At 51.8% G+C, this 26556-nt stretch carries 19 protein-coding genes and 1 other RNA gene; 12 read left to right on the top strand and 8 right to left on the bottom strand.

The window, feature by feature from the left end; all coding sequences use genetic code 11:
* Positions 1-53: 53 nt before the first annotated feature.
* From lpxB to tilS, 5 genes are read left to right on the top strand one after another with little or no spacing between them, the layout of a single operon-like run.
* Positions 54-1226, top strand: coding sequence for a lipid-A-disaccharide synthase (gene lpxB / locus ABNT34_RS05695; protein WP_348729607.1), 1173 nt, complete (start codon positions 54-56; stop codon positions 1224-1226).
* Complete coding sequence (gene rnhB / locus ABNT34_RS05690) at positions 1223-1813, top strand: ribonuclease HII (protein ID WP_348729605.1); 591 nt, start codon at positions 1223-1225, stop codon at positions 1811-1813. Before lpxB ends, rnhB begins: the two co-directional genes overlap by 4 nt.
* A 30-nt stretch (positions 1814-1843) precedes the next feature.
* On the top strand, positions 1844-5311 hold the full coding sequence (gene dnaE / locus ABNT34_RS05685) for a DNA polymerase III subunit alpha (RefSeq protein WP_348729603.1): 3468 nt from the start codon (positions 1844-1846) through the stop codon (positions 5309-5311).
* Positions 5312-5328: 17 nt separating this feature from the next.
* The gene (accA, locus tag ABNT34_RS05680) at positions 5329-6285 is read left to right on the top strand and encodes an acetyl-CoA carboxylase carboxyl transferase subunit alpha (protein WP_348729601.1); all 957 of its coding nucleotides are present in this window, start codon (positions 5329-5331) and stop codon (positions 6283-6285) included.
* Positions 6286-6329: 44 nt separating this feature from the next.
* Positions 6330-7700 carry a tRNA lysidine(34) synthetase TilS gene (tilS, locus tag ABNT34_RS05675; protein WP_348729600.1) on the top strand — a complete coding sequence of 457 codons (1371 nt, stop codon included), beginning with the start codon at positions 6330-6332 and terminating at the stop codon, positions 7698-7700.
* A 6-nt stretch (positions 7701-7706) separates the two neighbouring features.
* Here the strand turns inward: tilS and ABNT34_RS05670 are convergent, their stop codons facing one another.
* Both ABNT34_RS05670 and ABNT34_RS05665 read right to left on the bottom strand, forming a co-directional pair.
* Positions 7707-8645 carry a GGDEF domain-containing protein gene (locus ABNT34_RS05670; RefSeq protein ID WP_348729599.1) on the bottom strand — a complete coding sequence of 313 codons (939 nt, stop codon included), beginning with the start codon at positions 8643-8645 and terminating at the stop codon, positions 7707-7709.
* 139 nt (positions 8646-8784) lie between these two features.
* Complete coding sequence (locus ABNT34_RS05665) at positions 8785-9924, bottom strand: patatin-like phospholipase family protein (RefSeq protein ID WP_348729597.1); 1140 nt, start codon at positions 9922-9924, stop codon at positions 8785-8787.
* Positions 9925-10109: 185 nt separating this feature from the next.
* Here ABNT34_RS05665 and ABNT34_RS05660 point away from each other — a divergent pair, with 185 nt between their 5' ends.
* From ABNT34_RS05660 to ffs, 3 genes are all read left to right on the top strand, one after another.
* A complete protein-coding gene (locus ABNT34_RS05660) occupies positions 10110-10985 on the top strand; it encodes a DUF3014 domain-containing protein (RefSeq protein WP_348729595.1) in 876 nt (291 codons plus the stop codon).
* The gene (locus ABNT34_RS05655) at positions 10982-11572 is read left to right on the top strand and encodes a lysophospholipid acyltransferase family protein (RefSeq protein ID WP_348729593.1); all 591 of its coding nucleotides are present in this window, start codon (positions 10982-10984) and stop codon (positions 11570-11572) included. The genes ABNT34_RS05660 and ABNT34_RS05655 overlap by 4 nt, the downstream gene beginning before the upstream one ends.
* A gap of 158 nt (positions 11573-11730) precedes the next feature.
* An RNA gene (gene ffs, locus ABNT34_RS05650) (signal recognition particle sRNA small type) lies at positions 11731-11827 on the top strand.
* 66 nt (positions 11828-11893) lie between these two features.
* Here the strand turns inward: ffs and rsmS are convergent.
* Together rsmS and ABNT34_RS05640 are read right to left on the bottom strand one after the other, a co-directional pair.
* Positions 11894-12070 (bottom strand): pleiotropic regulatory protein RsmS, encoded by a 177-nt coding sequence (rsmS, locus tag ABNT34_RS05645; protein WP_348729591.1) that lies wholly within the window; start codon positions 12068-12070, stop codon positions 11894-11896.
* The gene (locus tag ABNT34_RS05640; RefSeq protein ID WP_348729589.1) at positions 12067-12363 is read right to left on the bottom strand and encodes a late competence development ComFB family protein; all 297 of its coding nucleotides are present in this window, start codon (positions 12361-12363) and stop codon (positions 12067-12069) included. The genes rsmS and ABNT34_RS05640 overlap by 4 nt, the downstream gene beginning before the upstream one ends.
* Positions 12364-12549: 186 nt before the next feature.
* Here ABNT34_RS05640 and ABNT34_RS05635 point away from each other — a divergent pair, with 186 nt between their 5' ends.
* A complete protein-coding gene (locus ABNT34_RS05635) occupies positions 12550-13650 on the top strand; it encodes a tryptophan 2,3-dioxygenase family protein (protein WP_348729587.1) in 1101 nt (366 codons plus the stop codon).
* On the opposite strand, the gene ABNT34_RS05630 is transcribed toward ABNT34_RS05635, so the two are convergent.
* Genes ABNT34_RS05630 through dinG form a run of 4 tightly spaced genes read right to left on the bottom strand, consistent with a single transcriptional unit; the run spans position 13647 to position 17993 of the window.
* Positions 13647-14576, bottom strand: a complete 930-nt coding sequence (locus ABNT34_RS05630) for a histone deacetylase (protein WP_348729585.1) — start codon at positions 14574-14576, stop codon at positions 13647-13649. The genes ABNT34_RS05635 and ABNT34_RS05630 overlap by 4 nt on opposite strands.
* Positions 14576-15181, bottom strand: a complete 606-nt coding sequence (gene priC / locus ABNT34_RS05625; RefSeq protein ID WP_348729583.1) for a primosomal replication protein PriC — start codon at positions 15179-15181, stop codon at positions 14576-14578. Before priC ends, ABNT34_RS05630 begins: the two co-directional genes overlap by 1 nt.
* The gene (locus ABNT34_RS05620; RefSeq protein WP_348729581.1) at positions 15181-15960 is read right to left on the bottom strand and encodes a TSUP family transporter; all 780 of its coding nucleotides are present in this window, start codon (positions 15958-15960) and stop codon (positions 15181-15183) included. The genes priC and ABNT34_RS05620 overlap by 1 nt, the downstream gene beginning before the upstream one ends.
* A 2-nt stretch (positions 15961-15962) precedes the next feature.
* Positions 15963-17993: an ATP-dependent DNA helicase DinG gene (dinG, locus tag ABNT34_RS05615; RefSeq protein WP_348729579.1), complete on the bottom strand. Its 2031-nt coding sequence runs from the start codon at positions 17991-17993 to the stop codon at positions 15963-15965.
* Between the two features lie 421 nt (positions 17994-18414).
* Between dinG and ABNT34_RS05610 the strand changes: the two genes are divergently transcribed.
* The 3 genes from ABNT34_RS05610 to ABNT34_RS05600 all read left to right on the top strand — a co-directional run bounded on the left by ABNT34_RS05610 (position 18415) and on the right by ABNT34_RS05600 (position 26551).
* Positions 18415-21360 carry a TonB-dependent receptor gene (locus ABNT34_RS05610; RefSeq protein WP_348729577.1) on the top strand — a complete coding sequence of 982 codons (2946 nt, stop codon included), beginning with the start codon at positions 18415-18417 and terminating at the stop codon, positions 21358-21360.
* 593 nt (positions 21361-21953) lie between these two features.
* Positions 21954-24818, top strand: a complete 2865-nt coding sequence (locus tag ABNT34_RS05605) for a TonB-dependent receptor (protein WP_348729575.1) — start codon at positions 21954-21956, stop codon at positions 24816-24818.
* 134 nt (positions 24819-24952) lie between these two features.
* Positions 24953-26551 carry a sulfotransferase gene (locus tag ABNT34_RS05600; RefSeq protein WP_348729574.1) on the top strand — a complete coding sequence of 533 codons (1599 nt, stop codon included), beginning with the start codon at positions 24953-24955 and terminating at the stop codon, positions 26549-26551.
* The last annotated feature ends 5 nt before the right edge of the window (positions 26552-26556 follow it).

Here is a 26556-nt window from a genome sequence, read left to right as displayed (position 1 = left end):
GGCGCCGGGCTGCCCAGCTGCAGTTCCGGCATTCACCTGCTGTTTGTTTCAGGATGAACCTCGTGCAAAACTCTCCGCTTCGAATTGGCCTGATTGCCGGTGAACATTCCGGCGATATCCTCGGTGCTGACCTTATCCGCGCATTAAAACAACGTTTTCCGGACGCTGAATTTTATGGCATCGGCGGCGAGCGCATGCGCGCGCAGGGTTTTACCGCTGTGTTTGATATGGAAGAGCTGGCGGTGATGGGCATTGTCGAAGTGCTGGGCCGCTTGCCACGTCTGCTGCAGGTGCGCCGTGAGATCCTGGCGCATTTTCAACAACATAAACCCGATGTATTTATTGGCATCGATGCACCGGATTTTAACCTGCCGGTCGAGCTGAAACTGAAGCAAGCCGGTATCAAGACCATTCAGTATGTCAGTCCGTCGGTCTGGGCCTGGCGGCAAAAACGCATTTTTAAAATTGAAAAAGCCACTAACCTTGTGCTGGCATTGTTGCCGTTTGAAAAAGCTTTTTACGACAAATTTGCTGTGCCTTGCGCTTTTGTCGGCCACACACTGGCAGATCAGATGCCGGTGGAGCCTGATAAAATAGCCTTCAAAACGGCTTTAGGCTTTAGTGCAGATCAACCATTGCTGGCGCTGATGCCCGGTAGCCGCACTAATGAAATCAAATTGCTGGCGCCGGATTTTTTCCGCGCTGCAGCGGCTTTACAGCAACAGATGCCGGGTTTACAGCTGGTCTGTAATATGGTGACAGCGCAAAAAGCTGATTTATATCAGCAGATTAAGGCGCAAGTTGCGCCCGATTTAAATGTGAAGCTGCTCATCGGCCAGGCGCGTGAGGTGCTGACAGCCGCCGATGCGGTTTATATTGCCTCCGGCACTGCGACGCTTGAAGCCATGCTGGCAAAAACGCCGATGGTGGTGGCTTATAAGACCAACTGGCTGACCTATCAGATAGCCAGACGGATGGTCAAACTCAAACATTTTAGCTTACCGAATTTATTGGCCGACAAAGCGCTGGTGCCGGAACTGCTGCAGGATGCGGTCACAGTGGAAGCCTTAGTCGCGCAGATGCAGCCGCTGCTTGGCAGCAAAGGGCATGACACTTATCAGGATTTTGTCGCTATTCATCAGCGCATTCGTTGTGATGCCAGTGCCACAGCGGCCAAAGAAGTCGCTTTGTTGTTAAACCGCACATCATCTGGAGATGTCGCATGACTTTAGAATTTAACCGGCCGCCATTTACACTGATTGCTGGCGTGGACGAAGTCGGGCGGGGGCCTTTGGTCGGCGCAGTGGTCACTGCCGCAGTGATCCTTGACCCGGCGAATCCAATCATTGGCTTAAATGATTCAAAAAAACTCAGTGAAAAGAAACGGTTATTATTGGTTGATGAAATCAAAGCCAAAGCATTAAGCTGGAGCCTCGGCCGTGCCGAAGTGCATGAAATCGATGCGCTGAATATTCTGCACGCCACTATGCTGGCGATGGAGCGGGCGGTAGCGGGTCTGCATATCCAGCCGGAATGGGTGTTGATCGACGGCAATCGTATCCCGGATGGACTGAAAGGCCGGGCCACTGCGGTGGTGAAAGGTGATAGTCTGGTGCCGGAGATCAGTGCGGCTTCAATTCTGGCGAAAGTGGCGCGCGATGCTGAGATGAAAGCCTTGCATCAGCTGCATCCGCAGTATAATTTTGCCGGGCACAAAGGTTATCCGACGGCCGAACATCTGGCGGCAATTCAGCAATATGGCATTTTAGCGGAGCATCGCCGCAGTTTCCGGCCGGTGCGCGAGCTGTTATAACCACGGCCTTTGGTGCGTGGCGGAGCATTGATGGAACCGATTTTTGTCCACCTGCGGGTGCACAGCGATTTTTCGATGATCGACGGTTTGTCGAAAATCAAACCTATTGTTGGTGCCGCGAAAAAGCAGGCGATGCCAGCATTGGCGCTAACCGACCAGATGAACATGTGTGGTCTGGTGCGGTTTTATTCGACTGCACACGACGCCGGTATCAAGCCGATTGTTGGCGCCGATTTATGGGCGCAGCATCCGTTATTCCCCGGCGAAGCCTGCCGTTTATTAGTGCTGGCCGCCGATAACGACGGCTACCAGAACCTGACCATGTTGTTGTCCAAAGCCTATTTACGCGGGCACGTCGACAACAAACCGCAAATTGACCACGACTGGCTGGCCGGACATCACCAAGGCCTGATTGTTATTTCCGGCGGCAAAGACGGTCCGCTCGGCAAAGCTTTAATCAAAGGCAATCAGGCCAGTACTGATGCGCTGGTGCAGTTTTACCAGCAGTATTTCCCCGACAGTTTTTTCCTTGAACTCATTCGCACCGGTCGGCCGGACGAAGAGTTATACATTCAACATGCCGTCACGCTGGCTGAAAACACCGGTTTGCCGGTGGTGGCGACCAATGAAGTGGTGTTTTTAACGCCCGATGATTTTTCTGCCCACGAAATTCGTGTCGCCATTCACGATGGCTATACGCTTGAAGATAAACGCCGGCCAAAAAATTACAGCGAATCCCAGTATTTACGCTCGGCTGATGAAATGGCCGCGTTGTTTCACGACATTCCTGAGGCGCTCGCCAACTCAGTCGAAATCGCCAAACGCTGCAATGTGACTATCCGGCTTGGCGAATATTTTTTACCGGCCTTTCCGACCGGCGGCATGACCGATGCCGACTTCCTGGTACTGAAATCACGCGAAGGTCTGGAAGACCGAATGAAAATTCTGTTTCCGGACGAAGCAGAGCGGGCGGAAAAACGTGTTCCGTATGATGAACGTCTGCAGATTGAACTGGACGTGATAAACCAGATGGGTTTCCCGGGTTACTTTCTGGTCGTGATGGAGTTTATCCAGTGGTCGAAGGATAACGATATTCCGGTAGGCCCTGGTAGGGGCTCAGGCGCCGGTTCTTTGGTGGCTTATGCGCTGAAAATCACCGATCTGGATCCGCTGGAATTTGACCTGCTGTTTGAACGTTTCTTAAACCCGGAACGGGTATCAATGCCGGATTTTGACGTCGACTTCTGTATGGACAGACGCGACGAAGTGATTGAACACGTCTCGGACATGTACGGCCGTGAGGCGGTATCGCAAATCATTACTTTCGGTACTATGGCGGCCAAGGCGGTCATTCGCGACGTTGGCCGGGTACTGGGACATCCTTATGGTTTTGTTGACCGTATTTCAAAGCTTATTCCGCCAACACCGGGCATGACGCTGGAACAGGCCTTTGTTGAAGAGCCGCGCCTGCCGGAGCTGTATGCGTCGGATCAGGAAGTGAAAGACCTCATCGACATGGCGCGCCGGCTCGAAGGTGTGACCCGTAACGCCGGTAAACACGCCGGTGGTGTGGTGATAGCGCCGACCAAAATCACCGATTTTGCGCCGGTGTACTGCGACGCTGAGGGCAATAACCCGGTTACCCAGTTTGATAAAAACGACGTGGAATATGCCGGTTTAGTTAAGTTCGACTTCCTCGGCCTGCGCACGCTGACCATCCTGCAATGGGCGGTCAACATGGTGAACGACCGGCTGAAAAAAACCAATCAGCCGCTGGTCGACATCAACCATATTCCGCTGGTTGATCGGAAAAGTTACGACATGCTGATGAAAGCGGAAACCACAGCGGTATTCCAGCTTGAATCGCGCGGTATGAAAGATTTGATCCGCCGGCTGCAGCCTGACTGCTTCGAAGACATGATAGCGTTGGTGGCGCTGTTCCGGCCAGGTCCGCTGCAATCGGGCATGGTGGATAACTTCATCGACCGTAAACGCGGCCGTGAAGAAATTTCTTATCCGGATGCGACCTGGCAGCACGAGTCACTGAAACCTATTCTGGAACCGACTTACGGCATCATTCTTTATCAAGAGCAAGTGATGCAAATCGCTCAGGTCTTGTCGGGTTATTCGCTCGGTGGTGCTGACTTATTACGCCGTGCTATGGGTAAAAAGAAACCCGAAGAGATGGCCAAGCAGCGCGACACTTTCCAGAACGGCGCTGCGGCGAACGGCGTAGATCCGGAACTGGCGATGAAGATCTTCGATTTAGTGGAGAAATTCGCCGGTTACGGTTTTAACAAATCGCACTCTGCCGCTTATGCCTTAGTGTCTTATCAGACGCTATGGATGAAAGCGCATTATCCGGCCGAATTCATGGCGGCGGTGATGTCGGCGGATATGGACAACACCGACAAAATCGTCACGCTGGTCGACGAATGCGAAAATATGAAACTGAAGTTGCTGCCGCCTGATGTCAATTCCGGCCAGCACAAGTTTACCGTCAACACCGACGGCCATATTGTTTACGGCATCGGCGCCATTAAAGGTGTCGGTGAAGGCCCGATTGAAGCCATTATTGAGGCACGCGAAGCCGGTGGGTCTTTCCACGATTTATTTGATTTCTGCCATCGCGTTGACATCAAACGGCTGAATAAACGCGTGATTGAAAAGCTTATTCTGGCCGGCGCTATGGATAAACTGGGGCCGCACCGGGCTGCGATGATGGCAAGTCTTGAAGAAGCGATGAAAGCGTCGGAGCAACAAGCCAAAGCGCAGGCGATGGGGCAGGACGACTTGTTTGGTTCTTTAGCGCCAGAGCCGGAAAATTCCGCCAAAGCCTTTAAAGTGGTGCCGCCCTGGCCGGATGAAGTCTGGCTGGAAGGCGAGCGCGAAACGCTGGGGCTGTATTTAACCGGGCACCCGATCAACCGTTATCTGGCCGAGATCCACCATTATGCCACGGCGCGGTTAGTTGATTTTACGCCGACGCGGCGCGATCAGACGGTGCACGCCTGCGGCCTGGTGGTCAATGTGCGGGTGTTGGTCAACAAAAAAGGCCGGCGCTGGGCTTTAGTGCAGCTGGATGATAAATCGGCGCGCTTAGATGTACGTTTTTTCCCCGAACAGTTCGAGAACTTCGAGCATCTGCTGCAAAAAGACAAAGTTTTGGTGGTATCTGGACAGGTCAGCTTTGATGATTTCAGCGGCGGCCTTACAATGACCGGCCGCGAGGTGGTTGAGATCACCCAGGCCAGGGAAAAATGCCTGAAACATTTGTTTGTCAGTATTGATGCTGACAAACTCAATCAGGACCGACTGCAGCAGTTGCGGCAGGTCCTGAACGAATTTAAAGCCGGGACAGTGCCGGTTAAATTACGTTACCAGCGCACGGAAGGCGCAGTGACGCTGGCACTGGGCACCGATTGGTGGATCACACCCACAGACGCTTTGTTGCATCAGTTAAAACAATTAGCAACAATACAACTTGAATTTAATTAGGTAGGTAGTGACAGTCGATGATGCTGAATTATTTAGAGTTTGAGCAACCGATTGCGGAACTTGAAGCAAAAATAGAAGAACTGCGCAAAGTCAGCCGTAACGGTGAGTTTGACCTGGGCCTCGAAGAGGAGGTCAACAAGCTCAAAGAGAAAAGTCTGACGCTGACCAAAAAGATTTTTGCTGAGTTAGGTCCATGGCAGGTCGCCCAGTTAGCCCGCCATCCGCTGCGTCCTTATACGCTGGACTATATCAAACATATTTTTACCGATTTTGACGAGCTGGCCGGCGACCGCGCTTTTGCCAATGACCCGGCTATTGTCTGTGGTACTGCCCGTTTAGGCGATCGTCCGGTGATGATTATCGGTCATCAGAAAGGCCGCGATACTGCCGAGAAAATCAAACGTAACTTCGGTATGCCTAAGCCGGAAGGTTATCGCAAAGCGCTGCGCATGTATGAAATGGCGGAACGCTTTAACATGCCGATTATCACTTTTATCGATACGCCGGGTGCATATCCAGGTATCGGTGCGGAAGAGCGCGGTCAGAGTGAAGCTATTGCCCGTAACCTCAAAGTGATGGCTGGCCTCAAAGTGCCGGTGCTCTGTACTGTGATTGGTGAAGGTGGTTCTGGTGGCGCATTGGCCATTGGCGTCGGTGACCAGGTTAACATGCTGCAATACAGTACCTATTCGGTGATTTCGCCGGAAGGTTGTGCGTCTATTCTGTGGAAAAGCGCGGAAAAAGCGCCACTGGCGGCAGAAGCGATGGGCGTGACAGCGCCACGCATCAAAGAGCTGGGGCTGATTGATGAAATCATCAACGAACCGCTCGGTGGTGCGCATCGTTCGCACGAGCAAATTGCCCAAGGCGTTAAAGCTGCGCTGGTACGTGATTTAGCCAAGCTGGACAAATTCTCAGTGGCTGAATTGCTGGACCGGCGTTATAAACGCCTGATGTCCTTCGGTTATTGCTGATAAAGCTCAAAGGAAAGCCGCCGTCAGGCGGCTTTTTTATCTCAATGCCACTGAACCCTGAACTTCACTCCACGACACAACCACTGCAGCAACGGCTGCAGCAGGCGGTGCTGACTGCATTGAATGCCGCCGCAAAGCCAAGACTGTTGCTGGCGCTGAGTGGCGGGCTGGATTCCATAGTGTTACTGCATCTGCTGGCCGGTTTGCGCGAGACTGCGGGCTTTGAACTCAGCGCTGCTCATGTGCACCACGGCCTGCAGACGCAAGCGGATGAGTGGGTGGCTTTTTGTCAGGCGCAGACGGCGGCTTTACAGGTCGATTTTCAGGTCTGCCACGTCAAGCTCACAGACCCGCAGCGCAATATCGAACAACAAGCCCGTACGTTACGTTATCAGGCGTTGGCGGCTTTGTTGGATGCCGACACTGCATTGCTGACCGCACATCATGCCGACGATCAGCTTGAAACCATCTTACTGGCACTGAAACGTGGCAGCGGGTTGCAAGGGCTCAGTAGCATCGCCGCGCAAAAGCCTTTTGCCGGTACTGTGTTGCTGCGGCCATTGCTGGCTTTTAGCCGTGCTGAGCTTGAGCAGTATGCCGTTGACATGCAGCTGTCATATGTCACAGATCCGAGTAATCAGGACGACAGCTTTGACCGCAATTTTCTGCGCCAGCATGTATTGCCGCTGTTGCAGCAACGTTTTCCGGCCATCAGTCAGACTACTGCGCGCAGTTGCCAGCTGTTGCAGCAAAGTCTGGAGTACCAGCAACAACAGCTTGCGATTGAACTGCCCAAAGTGCTGCGACAGCAACAACTGGATTTAACTCAGCTGGTACAGCGGCAAAATCCGCAACGGGATTTATTACTGCGTTTTTATTTCAGTCGCTACGATTTAGTGCCCTCTGCTTTGCAACTTCGCGAGTTTGGTCAGGTGTTCCTGGAGTCGGCGCCCGATGCGCAGCCGCTACTGCAATGGGGTGACTGGCAATTACGCCGTTTTAATGGCTTGTTGTATCTGCTCGACGCCACGGCGCAGTTTGAATTGAATGCTGTGCCAGCAAACGGCATCAGGCTGATGCCGGAACAGCAGCTGCAGTGGCAGCATTGGCAGTTTTGCTGGAGTCAGAGTGCGCAGCCACCCGCAGCAGATTGGCACAGTCTGCCGCTGGCGCTTGTTATGACAACGCAGCTGGAAATTCATACCGGACAGCTGAATCAGCGCTTTAAATCAGCTGGGAGTAATCACAGCAAGGCGTTAAAAGACTGGTGTAAGTTGTGGGAAGTGCCGCCCTGGCGACGTGGCTCCATGCCGTTTATCATCGCCGGACAGCAAAAACAGATAGTCGCAGTGCCGGGTTTTGCCAGCCACTGCAGCGCAGCCGAAGCGCAAAGTTGGCTGCACAGCAAAAGCTAAGCAGCCTCAGCCGTTTATCACATCAGCAACAGTTGCACGTTGTGTTGACGCCGTGCGCACCACATTTTTACCGTTTTGCTTGGCTTCATACAAGGCCGCGTCGGCGCGATTAAAAATCGCTTTGGCTGATTCGTCAGCCAGATGCGATGCTAAACCGGCACTGGCTGAGACGCCAAACTTCACACAAATATGATGCTGGCTGATGGCCTTGACCAGCCGGTGTGCGACCAGCTCTGCGCTTTGCGCATCTTCAGCCGTTAACAGCACAGCGAATTCGTCGCCACCAAAACGGAACAGGTTATCGCTGGCACGCAGAGTGCTGCGCATGGCATCAGCGACGGCCAACAATACTTCATCACCGGCATGGTGGCCAAAGTTGTCGTTAACCTGTTTGAAGTTGTCTAAATCGAGCAGGATCAACACCAGCGGCTGCTGCTTGCGTTCAGTCAGTTGCAAGGCTTTATGGATTGCATCGTCAAAAAACCGGCGGTTACCAAGCCCGGTCAATGTATCGCGCAGCGCCAGCTGCTGCAGACGGGTGACGATCAGCGCATTGCGTAGTGGAAATAACCATTGCTGTTCCAGTTCCAGCAGCTTGCGCTGTTGCATCGGAGTGACCGGCTGTTCGCTTTGATAAACCAATTCAGCCAGACATTGTTCATTCAGCACCAGCATACTGCGGTATTCATGCAGGCCGTTGTAGGAACCGGCGGCTTTGTACTCACCAACTGCTGTCAGCAGCGTCAGTGCCGTCACCGGCAATATTTTGCCAACTGCCATCGAAAACATTTGCAGCTGCTGAGCGAGCTCAAGTGTGGTCTGCAATTGTTCCGGTAAGGCTGCGCCCAGCTTACTGGTCGCACCGGACCAAAGCGGTGTGCTGGTGATACCGGCGTAGCTGGGCACATGCTGTAATGACATATCGGAAAAGCTGAAAAGTTCCATCAGCGACTCCCCAAAGCGAATGATAATTCAGCAAAGCAGGTTTTGTGCCACTAATAGTAAGTAATTGTAATGCAATAAATAATGCATTTTGATTGCGAGAACGAACTGGCGTTTTGCGGCAGCTTGCTGCCGCTTCTGACTATTCTTTGGCGCTCAGAAACGCCATCAGGGCATCGATTTGCGCCATCGCATCCTGATAACCCAATTCAATCAGACGTTTGGTGAAGCTTTTTTCAAATAGCAGGTAACTGGCCAGGCTGGAATCCGAATGTTGTTTAATGCCGATAGTGCGCAGCAGGGAGCGGATGGCCATCGGTAGTGCCAGAAAATGTTCACTGGCCAGCGCGTTAAAATTAATGGATGGATTAATCAGGTAACTGTGCACCGGTTTTAGCTCCGACGCTATCTGGTGCTGTTGCAAGGTTTCCAGCGTTTTGTTGACCCGTTGCATCCGTTCTAAATCGGCATTGAGCGTGTCGGAAAAGATACTGTCGAGTAAGTGGCCAGCGATAGTCGACATGTTGGGGTGATGTGGCATTTGTTGCAGATGTTCACGCCGCCGTGGTTGTTCCAGGCCGACGATCAGGATGCGATCGGCGCCAAGATGAATAGGCGCGCTCAGCGGTGCCAGCTGATTGACCGAGCCATCACCAAAATACTGCTGATTGATCCGCACCGATGGCATCACCAGCGGAATGGCTGCAGACGCCATTAAGTGATGGATACCCAATAAAGTTCGTTGGCCGCAGCGGCGCGAACGCTGCCACTCCTGTGCCTCGCGACTCTGGAAAAACGTGATGGAATCACCGCTGTTGTAACAGCTGGCCGTAACGGAAACGCTGTCGAGGTAGCCACCCATAATATTGCGGTCAAGCCGTTTTAAGTCGAGCATTTCGTTCAGCAGATGCTTCAGCGGCTTGCTGTCGAGCATCGACACCGGTTTATGATTGGCGTAGTCGGCCTGAAAGGCACTCAAAAAGCCCCGGATCAAATGCCAGGTGGCACGGACATAGTCGGAGTAATACACTTGGCCGGTATGAAAATTTTTCCACACCCACTCCAGTTTTTTCACGCCAAGCTGGAAACAACTGGCATAGCAGGCAATGGCAGTGCCGTTGATGGCGCCGGCTGAAGTGCCGCAAACAATCTGAAAGGGGATGCGGCTGTTGCGCGGATATTGCTGGGCAATCGCCTTCAGCACACCAACCTGATAAGCGGCACGGGCGCCGCCGCCGGTTAATAAAATCGCAGTTTTTGTCGATTTTGTTTTATCTGTCATAGAGATAACAACATACGTCTGAATTGGCTAACTATTAACGATTGGTCGGTATCTTGCAATGCCCGGAACAGGCCACGACATAACATCCGCTGAAAAAATTGAAACTTTTCAATACGTCAGCGCACTAAAAACGTTAAGTCTGCGGTAAAGTAAAATAGATCCGACTAACAAGGAGTCGTCTGCACATGTCTCAACAATCCTCGTCTAAACAAGATTCTCCCAGCTCCACTAGCTGGATTGCGCCCGTTGTCGTGCTGGCGATGATTGCCGCGGCTGCCTGGTATTTATTAAAACCAGCGCCTCCGCCGCCAGTGGCGGTCGCTCCGGTCACGGCAGCGCCTGCGCCGGTAGAAAATAAAACGGCGGAACCCGCGGACAAACTGACACCGCAGCCTACCGGTGACGATAAGCTGGCAGAAGCCGCCGATGACGCTGGTGTCGATGTCGGTGTCGAAACAGAGGTGGTTGCAGCTGCGCCGCTGCCGCCGCTGGACCAGTCTGATGAAATGGTGCGGACTGCATTTTTCGGTTTAAACTGGAAGCCAGGTTTGTCATCGCTGTTTTTAAATGAAGAGATGATCCGCCGTTTTGTCGTGCAGGTCGACAATATTGCCCAGGGCCGGCTGATTGCTGAACAAGCGCTGTTTAAAGGGCTCAGCAAAGATTTTGCCGCCAAAACCAAGGGGCAGGGTTATCAGCTTGATAAAGCCAACTATCAGCGTTATCAGCCATATCTGGATTTATTAGAAAGCGTGCCGCCGCAGCAGGTCGCCGCTTTGTACAAACAGTTTTATCCGCTGTTGCAGGCGGCATATCTGGAGCTCGGTTATCCGGACCAGCAGTTCGATGATCGGCTGCAGCAGGCAATCAAAGTGCTGTTAAGTGCGCCTGAAATCACCGACGAGCCTGATTTGACTCTTTCTTCTGTGCATTATTCCTTTGCCGATGCTGAGACTGAGCAGTTGGGGCTGGCGCAAAAACAAATGGTACGGTTAGGCCTGGCCAATCAGCAACGGCTGAAACTGTTGTTAGTCCAGTATCAGGCAGTGCTGAAACGATGACGGGGCCAATCCCGCAATTGCCCACAGCGCTGCCACGCCATGGCAGCAGCCGCGCCCAGCGCCTCGGTTGCTGGGTGTTGTTGCGCCTCGGCTGGCAAATTCGTGGTGAGTTGCCGGCCGTCCCCAAGCTGGTTGCTGCTGTCGCGCCGCATACGTCGAACTGGGACTTTATCGTCGCTTTTGCTGCCAGTCTGGCGTTGGGTTTAAAGATTTCATTTCTGGGCAAACACAGCATTTTTGTCTGGCCCATCCGTAATTTTCTGCTGCGTTTTGGCGGCATTCCGGTGGAACGCAGTCAACGTCACGGCATAGTGCCGCAACTGGTCGCAACTTTTGCCCGCGAGCCGAAACTGTTGCTCGGCATCGCGCCGGAAGGTACCCGTAAAAAAGTCACACAGTGGAAGTCTGGTTTCTGGCAAATCGCTAAGCAGGCCGGTGTGCCCATTCAATTGATTGGGCTCGACTTTGCCAGCAAATCGATAGTATTTGGGCCTTTACTGCAGCCCGGTGATAGTTTCGAAGCGGATTACCCGTTGATGCGTACTTTTTTCGCGCAGATGCAGCCGCGGAACCCGGAGAACTTTTGACGTTAAAACGGGTTTAGCTACAGCACTTTGCACAACTTTTGTCCGCTAGTTTGGCTTTTTAGTGCAGCCGGCTGATTTTCGGTTGCAGGGGATGGCGCTTTTGCGCATAATGCCGCCGCACTCATTGTTGACGCCCGTCAACAACACTATGGTGGCCTTATTGGTCCTCCCGCAATAGTAGTTCGTGAACCCGGTCAGGTCCGGAAGGAAGCAGCCGCAGCGAATGATCTATGTGCCGGGATGTGGCTGGTAAGGCTACCACCCAAATTCCCCCGGCTTTTTATGTTTTCCAAAACCAACCTTTTGCAGACTGACGTCGGTTTATTGCTGCGCTTGTTGCTGAATTTGCAATTTACGCTGGAAATCTTTGGTCACTATCGGTAATGCCGCCAGCACAACCGCTGGATCAAGCTGATGTTGTTCCAGCAGCATAATCAGGTCGACCGCCAGTTTGACTGCCGGCGGCGCCTGATCTAATGGTGGGGTTGTTGCACTCATGCTTCGGCAGCGGCAACCGTTTCTGCTTTTTTATTATCTGGGCTGTCGAGGAAAGCGCGGGCTTTGGCCACAGCGTCTTTGACCCGGGTGACCATCTCGAAACGTTCGGTTTGTGGCAGGTAAAACGCCATATCCACTTCATAACGAATATATTTACACGGCAGCTGATTGAGCACGATACAGCACAAATCAGCCAGATATTCGCTGTCGTGTTCGTCGTCGAGGCCAAGCTCGGTTAAATGGTCCAGCATCAGTTTTTCGTAATAGTTATGGATATCGTCATGTAATTTCATCAACTACTCCCGTGTGTTGAGTATATGCTGCCAGAGGCAAGGGCTATCCAGCCAGCATAACCATTAGTTGGCAAAAACGCCACCGGACTGACCAGCGCTGCGGTACCGGCACTGCCAGCTGACAGCCGGCAGTCAGCACGTTAGACTAGCCCGTCTTCCTCAGGGCCTTGGGCCGGAATTATTAAAATGCAAAAAAATACCACTCCCTGCTATTACGGCGATTATCTGCAACTGGACAAAATCCTGGCAGCGCAGGCGCCGGAAAGCGCGCGTTATGGCAATGAAGCGCACGACGAAACCTTGTTTATTGTGGTGCACCAGGTCTATGAACTCTGGTTCAAACAAATCCTGCACGAATTAAAAGCCGTGTTGACGGTATTTGCCGAACCCGTCGTCCATGACCAGCAACTGACCGGTGTGGTGCATAAACTCAAGCGGGTGATCACGATTCAGCAGTTGCTGAACCAGCAAATTGGCGTGATGGAAACGATGACGCCGCAGGATTTTATGTCGTTTCGCGATTATCTGGTGCCGGCGTCCGGTTTTCAGTCGGTGCAGTTTAAAATGCTGGAAATTGGCCTTGGCCTTAAAAGTGAATTCCGCATCGATTTTGACAAAAACTCGTTTTATAACCGCCTGAATGATAGAGATCGCGAGTTCCTGCAGAGCTTTGAAAACTTGCCGTCGTTATTTGAGCGGGTGCAGGCCTGGTTGGAACGCATGCCATTTTTAGAATTAGGCGATTTCAGTTTCTGGCAGATGTATCAGCAGGTGACGGCGCAAATGCTGGATGAAGATCAGCAGACAGTGTTATCCATCGAAGCGCTGGCGGCCCCGGAGCGGCAATTGCAACTCGATGAAATTGAACGCACCCGCGCTAAGTTCAGCGCCTTGCTGGACGGCGACAAGTATGCCGAGTTACAGCAGCAAGGGAGTTTCCGCTTAAGCCAGCGCGCCATGCTCGGCGCTTTGTTTATCAGCCTGTATCAGGAAGAGCCGGTGTTTAACCTGCCGTTTCAGGTGCTGACCTGTCTGACCGAAATTGACGAGAACCTGACGATTTGGCGTTACAAACACGCGATGATGGTGCAGCGCATGCTCGGGACTAAAATTGGCACCGGCGGCTCCAGTGGTCATGACTATTTAAAACGCACGACGGAGAAAAACCGCATTTTCACTGACCTGTTCCATATGGCGACCTTCCTGGTGCCAAAAGCCAGTTTGCCGGTGTTACCTACACCAGTGCGCCGTCAGCTTGGTTTTTATTTCTCCGGCGATAACAGCTAACAAGGCCAGTTCAGCGCCTGTGTGGGCGTATACACCGCGCAGGCGGCCTGAAACAGCTGACTGTGTACCATGGTCAGTTTGTTGATATTCCGCTGATAACCGCCGCCAATTACTGCTGCGACCGGAATACGATGGTCGCGGCAGCGCTGTAACACAAAAAGATCGCGCTGATACACGCCGCTGGTGCTGATCTGTAGCAGCCCTAAGTCGTCGTCCTGATGAATATCGACACCAGCGTCATACAGCACTAAGTCGGGCTGATGCAGCCGCAGCAGATAGTCAAAACTGCTGTGCAGTGCATCGAGATAAGCGCTGTCCTGGCATTGGGTTGGCAAGCCAATATCCCAGTCGGAATGTTGTTTGCGTGCCGGGAAATTTTTTTCGCCGTGCAGCGATGCTGTGACGACACGGCGTTCGTCGGCGAATAACAGCGCAGTGCCATCGCCCTGATGCACGTCGCAATCAAAAATCAGCACTTTGTCGACGCCTTGTTGCAAGGCTACTGCGGCGGCCACTGCCAGGTCGTTAAACAGGCAAAAACCAGCGCCTTCGCCGGCAAAGGCATGATGGTAACCGCCACTTAGATGCAGTGCTATACCGTGCTGCAGCGCCAGCTGCATGGTGCGGATAGTGCCACCGACCGATTGCAGGCTGCGCTTGATAAGAAATTCGGACCAGGGGAAGCCAATCCGCCGCATGGTTTTAGCATCGAGTGTCCCACGGCTTAATGCATCGATATAATCCGTCTGATGCACCAGCGCGAGCTGCGCCGCAGTTGCTGGCGCAGCATCGCAGTCAAACCAGTTGGCAGGTATGCCCGCCTGCAATAAATGCTGATACAAAGCGCGGTATTTACCAATCGGATAACGATGGCGCTCCGGCAAAACTAAATCGCTGTAACAGTCGTGGTATACCAGCGGCAGCATCAGGATTTGCGGCCCCGCTGTTCATACCACTGGATCTCGGCTTCCAGCGCGCTGATCGCTTTACGGCAGCGGCCGAGCCTTGCATGCAAAGCGAGTTGTACCGCCGGCGGTTGTTGCTGCTGCGCTGATTCCTGCACCATGTCCTGCAGGCGGCGCTCGAACCCACGATACTCGGCCAGCTGCTGATGCATGGCTTGTGCGGTACCACCCAGTTGGGCTAACAGCTGACCGGCCTGATGCCGGGCGCTGTTATCGGCCGGCGCTTTGCTGCGGGTGGTACGCCATTTCGGCGCCTGTTCTTTTTGCCTCACATCCTGGCTGGCAAAGGCCTGCATCAGCGCCTGCAGCTGCGCTGCCAGCTTTTCGCACAGCAGCTGTTGTGATTGCATAACCTGCGGTTTGCCCTGATAGGATTTGATGCGCTGACACAGCTGCATACTTTCCTGAACATAATCAAGCAGATGACGGGAGCGGGTCTGAAACAGCTGGGAAGAAAAACAATCGCGTTGTTGCCAGTCTGGCAGCTGTTGATCCAGCTTACCGGCACGGGCGGCCAGCGTCAGCAATTGCTGTTCAAGCTGTTGCAGCAGCTGCTGTGTTGCCATTAAGCTGCACTCCATTGTTGCCACAATAAACGCGAGGCGATTGCCATCACCATCAAAATAAACAAAGGTTTAATTAATTTGCTGCCAAAGCGGATAGCGGTGTGAGCACCTAAATACGACCCAGCCATCAGACAAATACCCATCGCAATGCCGAGCTGATAATGAATGTGGCCGAGCAGACCAAAAGTGACTAATGCAACGCCGTTAGAGATAAAATTCATGGTGCGGGCCAGGCCGCTGGTAAGCAGCAGATTAATTTTGTACAGCGCCATGCTGGACACCATCCAGAACGAGCCAGTGCCAGGCCCGGCGATACCGTCATAAAAGCCCAGCACAAAACCCTGAATGCGTTGCGTCCAAAGATGCCGGCGCGTTTGTCGCGGCAACTGCTGCTGGTCATCATGCGGCACTTTGGCGAACAAACTATAAATGGCTGCCAGCAATATCAGTACCGGTAAGACTTTTTCCAATGCCGCTTTACTGATTTGATCAACCACCAGCACACCAATACAGGCGCCGACTGCGGTTGCCAATAAGGCATGGCGCCAGAACATCGGGTCAAACAGTTTTTTCTTGTAGTAAGTGTAAGAGGCGGTCACCGAGCCAAAAGTCGCGGCCAGTTTATTGGTGCCCAGCACCAGATGTGGTGGCAGTCCGGCGGTGAGCAGCGCTGGGACGGTTAACAAACCGCCGCCACCGGCGATGGCATCGATAAAACCTGCGGCAAAGGCCACTGCACACAACAGCGAGAGTGTGACCGGGTCGAGCAGAACTTCCATAGTTATTGATCTATTTGACGTTGAAAGGGCGGCAAGGCATTGAGCATGGCGCTGCCGTAAGATTTAGTCACCAGGCGGCGGTCCAGAATGACGATGCGGCCGTGGTCTTGTTCCTGCCTGAGCAGTCTACCACAGGCCTGTACCAGTTTGCGTGCGGTGGCCGGCACAGTCAGCGTCAAAAATGCATTGCCGCCGCGTTTGGTAATGGCTTCTGCCATCGCCTCTTCAAACGGTGAAGTTGGCACCGCAAACGGTAGCTTGGTGATCACCAGATTGGTCAGTAACTTACCGGGTAAATCCAGGCCTTCAGAAAAGCTTTGGGTACCAAACAGAATACTGCCGTTGCCACCGTCGATTTTACTTTTGTGTAAATCCAGTAACGCTTGCCGGCTGGCTTCGCCTTGTACCAGCAAGCTATGGCCTTGTTGTCGCAGGGCTGCAGCAACCTGCTCCATTTGCCAGTAAGAGGCAAACAACACCAGATTGCCCTCAGACGGCTGCAGAAAATCAGCCAGCCGCCGGCACAGTTCGTCAGTAAATGCGTCGTCAGTTGGTTCGGTCGTAAGCCTCGGAATATGAATAAGCCCGCGTTCCCGATAGGCAAAAGGCGAGGCCACTTCAAGCCGGCGTAAACCGGGGTGTTCGGTCAGGCCTAAATCGCGGCTGATGTGGTCAAAACTGCCCAGCGTTTTTAAAGTCGCGGAACAAAGCAACACCGCATGCGCCTGACTGAACAATAAATCTTCCAGCTGAAAGCTGACCGACAGCGGGCTGGCATGGCCGGAAATATGCGGGCCATCGGCCTCCAGCCAGCGCGCCTGACTGACATGTTGCTGGCTTTGCGACCAGCAAGCCCAAAGCTCTGCCTGGCTGCTGAATTTCTGCTGCAACTGACTCAGTTCCTGTTGCAAACCGGCCAGCTGTGTGGTGCTGAGTTTGCCATCGTTGGCGCTTTCCAATAGCAGCTGAAACAGTTTATCAATACAGGTCAGGACTTTTTGACTACTGTCGCGCAGCGGTTCGCTCTGGCGTTGCAGCAGTTCAGGCAGCACGGCATCAGCGAAACGTAAATGGCCTTCGCCTTTACTTTGCTGGCGGAACAACTCAGCGATTTGACGTTGTACCGGTTGAAACTGGCTGAAAAATTCGTCAGTGGCGTCGGCCAGTCTTAATAATTCGCTGATGGCGGCATGTTGAGATAAGGCCTTATTCAGCAATTGCTTCAGCTTTTGCACTTTGTCCTGCCACAGACTGGCTTCACTGGTGAGCAAAGCACGGGCAGAAAAATAGTCGCGACCGACATCGGCCAGATGGTGCGCTTCATCGATGACATAAATGCAGTCTTCCGGTGCCGGTAACACGCTGCTGCCAGCGTCTAAATCGGCCAGCAACAGCGCATGATTGACCACCAGCACCTGGCTATCATCAATTTCAGCCCGAGCCAGATGGAAAGGGCAGTTGCGGTGGGCGGCGTGCTGACGCGGGCAATGATAGGCATCGGCCTGGATCAGCTGCCAGCTCTGTTCAGGCAAAGCTTCTGGCAGAGAATCACGATCGCCCAGCCATTTGCGGCTTTTCCATTGTTCTTGCATCGCAGCAAACTGGCTGAGCTGCGCCTGGGCAAATAATTCGGGCTGCTGGATTTGCTGGGCCAGACGCTGGATACAGGCGTAGCGCTGACGGCCTTTCACCAGACTAAATTGAAAATCGAGCCCACTATGGGCTTGAAAAAACGGCAAGTCTTTGTTGACCAGCTGTTCCTGCAACGCCACTGTGGCAGTGGCAATCACCAGCGTTTTCTTTTGCGCCAGGGCCAGCGGAATTGCTGCCATCAGGTACGCCAGCGATTTGCCGGTGCCGGTGCCGGCTTCAACGAGGCCAATCCGGTCGTAATTGTGATAACTGCCGGCGACAATGTTCGCCATCTCGGCCACCAGCTGATTTTGTCCGGGCCGCGGCTGATAACCCGGCAAATTTGTTTTCATTTGTTGGTGAATAGCCCGGATCTGGGATTTTAGCGCGTCGCTCAGCATCTGAAGATCTGTATGAAATTACAGTGCTGACAGTCTAATGCGTCCGCTTATCTGGCTGCAAACAAAATTCAACGGCTGTAAAGATCGGACCAGCATTGTCACTGGAAATTTTTTGGGACAAAAGTAGTTTAAATGTATAAAAAAAGATAACAAAATTCCAGCGTGTTGCATGCTAACTCTCTGATCCATAATTAGTATTTTTTGTGGTCACGATGAGCTGGGGAAATGTTAATTACCGCTAAAACAAACCGAGCGACCATCTGGCTGCGATGAAGTTCCCGGTAAAAGCATTGACCGACAAAAAAAAATCCGATATTTATGCTGCCAGTATTGTGTTAAGTCCCGATACTTTTCGTTAATACGCCGGTATTAACTTTACAAATAGAATCACTTTCCATAAGTGGTCCAGGGAGAAAAATCGATGTTTACAAATACCAAAGTTACCCACGCGGTTCGGTTGGCACTGGTTTTCGGTGCTGCCTCCACAGCTGCATTGAGCACAACTGCCGTTGCTCAGGAAGCAGAAGAAGCAAAAAAAGTAGAACGCATTGAAGTAACAGGTTCACGTATCAAACGTACTGATATGGAAACTGCTCAGCCTGTTCTGGCGATCAGCCAGGAGGATATCGCTCGTACCGGTCTGGTCAGCGTTGGCGACGTATTAAAAGAAATTTCAACCAACGGTGCCGCTTTAGGTCTGCAGACTAACAACGGTAACACGACAGGCGTTAGCCGCGTCAACCTGCGTAACTGCGGTTCAAACCGTACGCTGGTTCTCGTAAATGGTCGTCGCTGGGTTGCTGACTTAGGCGGCGCAGTTGACGTATCAACTATCCCACTGGCAGCGATCCGTTCTATCGAAGTACTGAAAGATGGCGCATCTTCAGTCTACGGTACTGACGCAATCTGTGGTGTTGTTAACGTTATCACCAAAAACGATTTCGAAGGCGCAGAAGTTTCAGCCTACAATGGTCAGACGTCATTTGAAGACGGCAAACGTGAAACTTACTCAGCCACTTTCGGTACTTCTACCGAAAAATCAAACGTATTACTGAACGTCAGCTACACCAAACAAGAACCAATCATGGGCGGTGACCGCGAGATTTCTTCAGTACCAATCTATGGTCTGCCAGCTGAAGTTTCTGCATCAGGCGGCCGTGCATCACCAACCACGCCATGGGGTCAGTTCACTGTTAACGGTGTATCGTATACCCGTAAACGTGACGCTGCAGGCTGTGCGCCAAATCAAGTTTGCGCAGCTTCAAAAGTATCTGATTTCAAAGCGTATGACCCAAATACAGACGGTTATAACTTTGCACCTGTGAACTATATCCAGCAGCCTTCTGAAACGCTGTCTATGTACGCACAAGGTGCTTATGCCATTACTGATACGCTGAACTGGAAAACCGAGGTGCTGTTTAACGAACGGACTTCTGAAGCACAGTTAGCGGCTCAGCCATTAGGCGGTCTGGCGATTTCTGGTAACAACATCTACAACCCGTTCAAAGTAAACATCGTGGGTGGTTCATTCCGTCCAATCGTTTCTCCGCGCTCTTACGGCGCTGAAGTAGATACTTGGCGTTTTGGCTCCAGTCTGGATGGCGAGTTCGAATTAGTTGACCGCACTTTCACTTGGGATGCTGCTGCAACTTATTCAGACAACTCGTTAATCGCACTGAAAAAAGGTTTCTTCCACTCAACCCGTTTTGCTGAAGCCGTCGGCGCTAGCCGCATCAACAGCTCTGGCGTTGCTGAGTGTTTAACTTCAACTGGTGCTGTTATTGCCGGTTGTGTGCCGTTTAACGTCTTCGGTGGCCCGGAAGGTGTAACTCAGGCGATGCTGGACTACGTAACCGTAGCACCACGTGACCTGGCTTACTCAAAAATGTGGGACTACTCAGCCAACATCTCTACTGACCTGTTTGAATTACCAGCAGGTATGGTTGCTATGAACGTTGGTTCTGAAATCCGCCGTGAATCTGGTTACACCAGTCCAGAACCTTTGACTGTTTTAGGTCAAGTTTTAGGTGATAACGCTGCAACACCAACTGTTGGTGGTTACAGCTTAAAAGAAGTGTACGCAGAAGCCCGTATCCCACTGTTAGCGGATATGGACTATGTGAAGAGCTTAGATTTAGAAGTGTCTACCCGTTATTCAGACTACTCCAGCTTCGGTGATGTGACGAACAACAGTTACAAGCTGACGTATCGTCCAACTGACGAATTGATGTTACGCGCCAGCTTCAACGAAGGCTTCCGTGCACCATCAATCTCTGAATTGTACCAAGGTCAGAACGACAGCCGCCCAACAGCGACTGACCCATGTTCTACTAACTCCCCAGCTTACAAAAACATTCCTGGTGTTGCAGCCCGTTGTGCGGCAGCTGGTATTTCTTCAACTTTCATCCAGAAAGATCCACAAGTTCGGGCGAAAGTCGGTGGTAACCCAGATACTCAGCCTGAATCTTCAGAATCTACTTCTATCGGTTTCGTGTACAGCCCAGAGTTTATCGACGGTCTGAGCATGACATTAGACTGGTACAAAGTTGAAATAGAAAACTTTATCAGCTCTCGCACCGCGGCCAGCATCCTGAGCCGTTGTTATACCCAGGGTATCGCTGCTGACTGTGACCTGATCACCCGTGATTTCACTGGTACTCTGAACGGTAACCCAGGTGAGATTTCAAACATCACATCTCTGGGCATGAACTTCAAAGGTGGTCAACACGTTGAAGGTGTGGACTGGAACGTCGATTACCGTTTCGAGACTGAGATGGGTACCTGGCGCCTGAACTGGGATAACGCTTATTCCATCTATAACGGTGACTTAGGTAAACTGACTCGTGGTGATGTAACATTGGACGGTACTATTTCTGGTGGTAACGGTACAGGTTTCCTGACTGCTGGTGCTTCAGGTGGTGGTACTACTTTCCGTCTGAAGTCTAACCTGACAGCATCATGGTCAAAAGATGACTGGTCAGCGTCTATCACTGCTCAGTATCTGTCTAAGCAAATCGAAGATTGTAGCGGTATCACTTCTGCTGCGGCTGGTCTGAAACGCCCAGAACTGCGTAACCTGTGTTCTGATCCAGATTTCGTGGACACGGCTTATACCTTTGCGCCAGGCTCGACTAACGTAGTCGGAACACCAAATACTCCGTTCCCACGTAACGAACTGGACGCCACAGTGTACTTCGATGGTCAAATCGGCTGGACTTCACCATGGAACAGCGATATCACAGTTGGTGTACGTAACCTGTTTGATAAAGAGCCGCCACTGGCCTTTTCAGCGTTTGCGAACACCTACGACCCGAACTACCGTACTCCGGGCCGTTTCTACTACGTGAGCTTCACTCAGAAATTCTAAGTAGTTGAACAAAAGCAAAAGCCGGCGTTAGCCGGCTTTTTTTATAGTGCAACAGAATCCTAATTAAATGTGGCGATTAAAAAATCTGTCGGTCCGTACCCGGCCCTTATTTAATATGCAATAAGAAGTGTTCTCAGTCACAATTAAGAAATTTAGCGCTTTAAACTCAAAATTGTAACAACTTAGTGCATATTTAACCTGTATCGAAATTTTTACGCGGTTAAAATTCAAGCAAACAGTCATCGGACAAAAAAACTCATTCAGAGGCATGCAAAAGGGGGTAATTTACCAATTCTGAGTTTTTAATTATCACTTGAGTAACATAATCACCTGTTATTGTTTTCCTTTTATTCGAATCTCTGCATATTCCCTGTAAACGGCACGACTACTGGCTTGGCGAATAGTTCCCTGCATCTGAAAAACTCTGCGGGAATTTATGTAAAAGCGGTTGACCCGTTGAAAAAAATGCTCTTATTATCCAATGGTCAGTTTCCGCTCATCGCGGGAAAAATTGCCGAATCACCTAAGTGAAACGCAATATCAGTTGACTTACAGACAACAAAATCACTGCTAAGTGGTCCAGGGAGATAATAATGTTTAGTAACAATAAAACAGCAAATGCCGTGCGTATTGCCCTTGCATTCGGTGCTGCTTCAACTGCGGCTTTTACCTCTGCTGCAGTGTCTGCTCAGGAGCAGACTGAAGAAGCAAAAGATAAAGTTGAACGGATTGAAGTAACAGGTTCGCGGATTAAACGTGTTGACGTTGAAACTGCAAGCCCGGTGCAAATCACTTCATCTGAAGACATTAAACTGTCAGGCTTCACCAAAATCGAAGATCTGATGAACAGCCTGCCACAAATCGAAGCTTCAGAAACTTCTTTCCAGGCAAACGGCGCTTCTGGTAACGCGACTCTGGACTTACGTGGTCTGGGTGCACAACGTACCTTAGTTCTGGTCAACGGCCGTCGTCTGCAACCAGGCGGTATCTACAACGCCGGTGCTGCTGACGTTAACCAAATCCCTTCAGCCCTGGTTGAGCGCGTAGAAGTGCTGACCGGTGGTGGTTCTGCAACTTACGGTGCAGACGCTGTTGCGGGTGTTGTGAACTTCGTAATGAAAAAAGATTTCGAAGGTATGGAACTGACCTTAGGTGGTTCAGGCTACCAGCACGACAACGACAACAAATATATTCAGAGTCTGATGGACAAACGTAAGTTTGAGTACCCTACAGGCAGTTCAGGTATTGACGGTAAAACCGGCAACGTCGATCTGACCATGGGTGGTTCATTAGGTTCTAAAGGCCATATTACCGCTTATGCCACATGGCGTCAGGTTGACGAGCTGCGTCAGGCCGCCCGTGACTACTCAAGCTGTGCGCTGAACGACGCTGGTACTGCCTGTGGTGGTTCTGGTAACGCTGTAGTGCCAAACTTCTATTTCTATCCGGTAGTGAACGGCGAAACTGATTACGATCAGGAGAAATTCTGGACGCTGAACTCAAGCAGCCAGTTCATTCCTTCTTCTGGCAACGTGTATAACTACGCGCCAATCAACCACTTCATGCGTCCGGACGAGCGTTACACCTTAGGTGCGTTCGCCAACTATGAAATCAGTGAATATGTTCGTCCGTACTTAGAAGTGTCGTTCATGAACGACCGTACTGTGGCGCAAATCGCTGAATCAGGTACTTTCTACGCTGAAGAATATCATTTAGATATTAACAACCCTCTGTTCACTGACGCGCAACGTGGTCAATTCCGCACTGCGTTTGGTAACGATGTTGAAACCATCGCGGCATACATCGGTAAACGGAACGTTGAAGGTGGTCCACGTCAGTCAGATCTGGAACACACCTCATTCCGTATCGTGACCGGTACTGAAGGTATCATCAACGATACATGGTCTTATGACGTGTCATTCCAGCACGGCGTCACCACTTCTGGTGTTGCTTACCTGAACGACTTCTTCGGCCCACGTATCGCGCAAGCTTTAGGTGCTGAAGGTGCTGATCCATGTACTGGTTCATGTGTCCCTTACCAAGTGTTCAAATATCAGGGTATTACTGCCGCACAAGCTGGTAACCTGACTGGTACTGCGGTCATGAAAGGTGTGACTTCAGAAACAATCCTGAACGGTTTTGCTTCTGGTGAACTTGGCTTCAACCTGCCATCACACTCTATGCCAGTTGCTGCGGTAATCGGTGTTGAGCACCGTGAAAACAAATTCGAACGTACTGCTGACGAAGTATTTGCCAAAGGCTTACTGTTAGGTCAGGGCGGTCAGACTTCTTCTATCGAAGGTGGTTACACCGTGAAAGAAGTGTTCGGCGAATTAAGCATCCCGCTGGTTGAAGACTTCGGTATTTTCAAAGACGTGACTTTAGGTCTGGGTGGTCGTTATTCAGACTACTCAACTTCAGGCAGTGAGCCAACCTACAAGGCTGAACTGGACTGGACACCAGTTGACGACTGGAAAATTCGCGCCAGCTACAACCGCGCAGTCCGTGCACCAAACGTTGGTGAACTGTTCGCACCACAAACTAACGGTCTGTGGGGCGGTACTGACGGCTGTTCAGGCGCAGCGCCGAAGTACACTGCAGCACAATGTGCTAATACAGGTGTTACTGCTGCGCAATACGGCAAAATCTCTGCCAGCCCGGCCGGTCAGTACAACGGTATTTTCGGTGGTAACTTAGAGCTGAAACCAGAAATCGCTGACACTATGTCATTCGGTGTGGTTGGCCAGCCACTGGACAACCTGAACCTGTCAATCGACTACTGGGATATCCAGCTGGACGAAGTTATCGGTAACGTGTCTGCTCAGCTGACTGTTGACCAATGTGCGCTGACTGGTGTTGCTGCATTCTGTAACAACGTAGTCCGTGCACCAAACGGCAGCCTGTGGTTAGGTACTGCAGGTTACGTTCAGGCGACCAACATCAACTTAGCTAGCCGTCACTGGCGTGGTATTGACGTCAGCTCTAACTACGAACAGGAAGTGTTCGGTGGTAAGCTGACTGTGAAGATGATCGGCTCTATCAACATGAAGAAAGAGTACGAATCTCTGCCAGGTAATGCGTCAGCAACTTACGACTGTTCTGGTAACGTCAGCGTTGACTGTTTCGCCCAGCCGAAATGGCGTCACACACTGTCAGCCAGCTACACCACTGGTGACTGGTGGTCAGCAACTGCAAAATGGCGCTACTACGGCAAAGTTGACTACAAAGGTACAACTGACAAGCTGATCCCGAACGGTATCAGTTCACAGAGCTACCTGGACTTAGTTGGTTCATTTGACCTGAACGACCATGTCAGCTTACTGGCTGGTGTAAACAACGTGCTGGACAAAGAGCCACCAATGGTAGGTCTGACTCTGTCTTCTAACGCGAACACAGTGGCAGGTTACTACGACACGCTGGGTCGTTACCTGCACGCCAGCGTAACAGTTCGCTTCTAATCCGAAGCTGAACCCAAAAAAAGCCGGCTTTAGCCGGCTTTTTTTTAGTTTTTTGAACATCATGGCTCACCTGAGATGTGACACCGGGCCGGCCGTGGTATTTTAAAACTGTATTTTATGCAGTTGGAATTTGTATGTCTTCTGAAGTTTTGTCGTCTTTTTTACACCAATTGCCTCAGGCTTATCAGGCGTTACGCCAACAACAGTTTCAGTGGGTTGGTGGTTTTCTGCAGCATTATGTGCTCGACCATCCGCAGTGGCGGCAGCTGGCGCTGGAACTGGCGCTGCAGCGTCACGATGATGCAGGCGTGCAGCAGTTGTTTGCCTCGATTTGCCGTAATAAAGACGAACAGGCACCCGCAGCACTGCGCCTGGCACAGTATTATCTGGCTGAGCGGCGCCGGCAGGAATGTCGGGAGGCGCTGGCTTTGGTGGCAGAAAGACCAATACAGGATGCCGGTTTTTACCGCGCAGTCGCGGCAGTCTTCAGTGCGCTGGACGACCCGACGGCAGCCTTACCCTGGCTGGAGCAAGCTGTACTTTGGGCACCGCAACATGCTGGTTTGCGCTTTGATTTAGCCCTGGCGCAGTTTTTCCTGAATCACATGAACGAGTCGCGCGCCAACCTCGCCATAGTGCTGGAGCAACTGCCATTGGCCGGCAATGTATTACATTTGCGTTCAGGCACACAGACAGCTACCGCGGAACATAATCATATCGCTGATTTGCAACAGCGGCTGGCCCAGCCGGCGCTACAGCCGCAGGATGCCGTCGGCGCAGGTTATGCGCTGGCGAAAGAGCTGGAAGACACCGGCCAATATGCGGCCTCATTTGCTGCGTTGCGTCAGGCTGCGACCTGTAAGCGCCAGCAGCTGCAATATGATGCTGCGACAGAGTTCGCTACTTTTGCCGCGATGCGTCAGCATTTTACTGCGGAGTTTTTTGCCCAGTCAGACAGCGAAACTGCCGCTGAGACAAATTCAACGCTGCGGCCGATTTTTATTCTGGGCATGCCGCGCACCGGAACAACGTTGGTGGAGCGTATTCTCGGCCAGCATCCGGACGTCGTCTCTATCGGCGAGTTTCCGGACTTCCCGCTGGAAGTGGCACAGGCAGCGCGGCAGGTGCAAGGCCGGCAGTCACTGGTGCAAGCGGCGCTGCTGCTGGATTATCCGGCACTCGGTGCGCGTTATCTGCAACAGGCTGCAGCGATGGCACAAGGCAAACCGATTTTCATCGATAAACTGCCGTTTAACTTTATTTATACCGGTCTGATTAAAAAGGCATTGCCGCAGGCGCGGATCATTCATTTAGTCCGGGATCCGCTCGACACTTGCTTTGCTATTTATAAAACGCTGTTTAATCAGGTTTATTCGTTTTCTTATCAGCTGGACGAACTGGCAGATTATTTTATTGAATATAAAAAGCTGATGGCGCACTGGCATCAGGTGCTGCCCGGGCAGATCCTTGATGTGCATTATGAACAAGTGGTCGCAGAACCTGAGCAACAGGCACAACGCATTCTGGATTGGTGTGGCTTGCCATGGCAGCAGGATTTATTGGCCTTTCACCAGGCGAAATCCGCTTCGACTACGGCCAGTGCCGCCCAGGTACGTCAGCCTATCCATCAAAAATCCGTGCAAAAGTGGCGGCAGTTTGCCGACGAACTGCAACCGGTACGTGAGCGTTTGTTTGCCGCCGGGCTGATTGACGCAGAAGGTCATCCGGTCTGAACGAA

It is taken from the genome of Rheinheimera texasensis (genome assembly GCF_964031785.1).
Lineage (GTDB): Bacteria > Pseudomonadota > Gammaproteobacteria > Enterobacterales > Alteromonadaceae > Pararheinheimera > Pararheinheimera texasensis_A.
The sequence above is the reverse complement of the archived record's forward strand: the minus strand, read 5'-3'. Positions and strand labels throughout refer to the sequence as shown.

Coding starts and splice junctions, on each gene's coding strand:
- ABNT34_RS05620 (WP_348729581.1), bottom strand. CDS start 15,960: ATGGAAGTTCTGCTCGACCCGGTCACACTCTCGCTGTTGTGTGCAGTG.
- dinG (WP_348729579.1), bottom strand. CDS start 17,993: ATGCTGAGCGACGCGCTAAAATCCCAGATCCGGGCTATTCACCAACAA.
- tilS (WP_348729600.1), top strand. CDS start 6,330: ATGCCACTGAACCCTGAACTTCACTCCACGACACAACCACTGCAGCAA.
- priC (WP_348729583.1), bottom strand. CDS start 15,181: ATGGCAACACAGCAGCTGCTGCAACAGCTTGAACAGCAATTGCTGACG.
- ABNT34_RS05665 (WP_348729597.1), bottom strand. CDS start 9,924: ATGACAGATAAAACAAAATCGACAAAAACTGCGATTTTATTAACCGGC.
- dnaE (WP_348729603.1), top strand. CDS start 1,844: ATGGAACCGATTTTTGTCCACCTGCGGGTGCACAGCGATTTTTCGATG.
- ABNT34_RS05600 (WP_348729574.1), top strand. CDS start 24,953: ATGTCTTCTGAAGTTTTGTCGTCTTTTTTACACCAATTGCCTCAGGCT.
- ABNT34_RS05655 (WP_348729593.1), top strand. CDS start 10,982: ATGACGGGGCCAATCCCGCAATTGCCCACAGCGCTGCCACGCCATGGC.
- ABNT34_RS05610 (WP_348729577.1), top strand. CDS start 18,415: ATGTTTACAAATACCAAAGTTACCCACGCGGTTCGGTTGGCACTGGTT.
- rnhB (WP_348729605.1), top strand. CDS start 1,223: ATGACTTTAGAATTTAACCGGCCGCCATTTACACTGATTGCTGGCGTG.
- lpxB (WP_348729607.1), top strand. CDS start 54: ATGAACCTCGTGCAAAACTCTCCGCTTCGAATTGGCCTGATTGCCGGT.
- ABNT34_RS05630 (WP_348729585.1), bottom strand. CDS start 14,576: ATGCTGCCGCTGGTATACCACGACTGTTACAGCGATTTAGTTTTGCCG.
- ABNT34_RS05640 (WP_348729589.1), bottom strand. CDS start 12,363: ATGAAATTACATGACGATATCCATAACTATTACGAAAAACTGATGCTG.
- ABNT34_RS05660 (WP_348729595.1), top strand. CDS start 10,110: ATGTCTCAACAATCCTCGTCTAAACAAGATTCTCCCAGCTCCACTAGC.
- ABNT34_RS05670 (WP_348729599.1), bottom strand. CDS start 8,645: ATGGAACTTTTCAGCTTTTCCGATATGTCATTACAGCATGTGCCCAGC.
- accA (WP_348729601.1), top strand. CDS start 5,329: ATGATGCTGAATTATTTAGAGTTTGAGCAACCGATTGCGGAACTTGAA.
- rsmS (WP_348729591.1), bottom strand. CDS start 12,070: ATGAGTGCAACAACCCCACCATTAGATCAGGCGCCGCCGGCAGTCAAA.
- ABNT34_RS05605 (WP_348729575.1), top strand. CDS start 21,954: ATGTTTAGTAACAATAAAACAGCAAATGCCGTGCGTATTGCCCTTGCA.
- ABNT34_RS05635 (WP_348729587.1), top strand. CDS start 12,550: ATGCAAAAAAATACCACTCCCTGCTATTACGGCGATTATCTGCAACTG.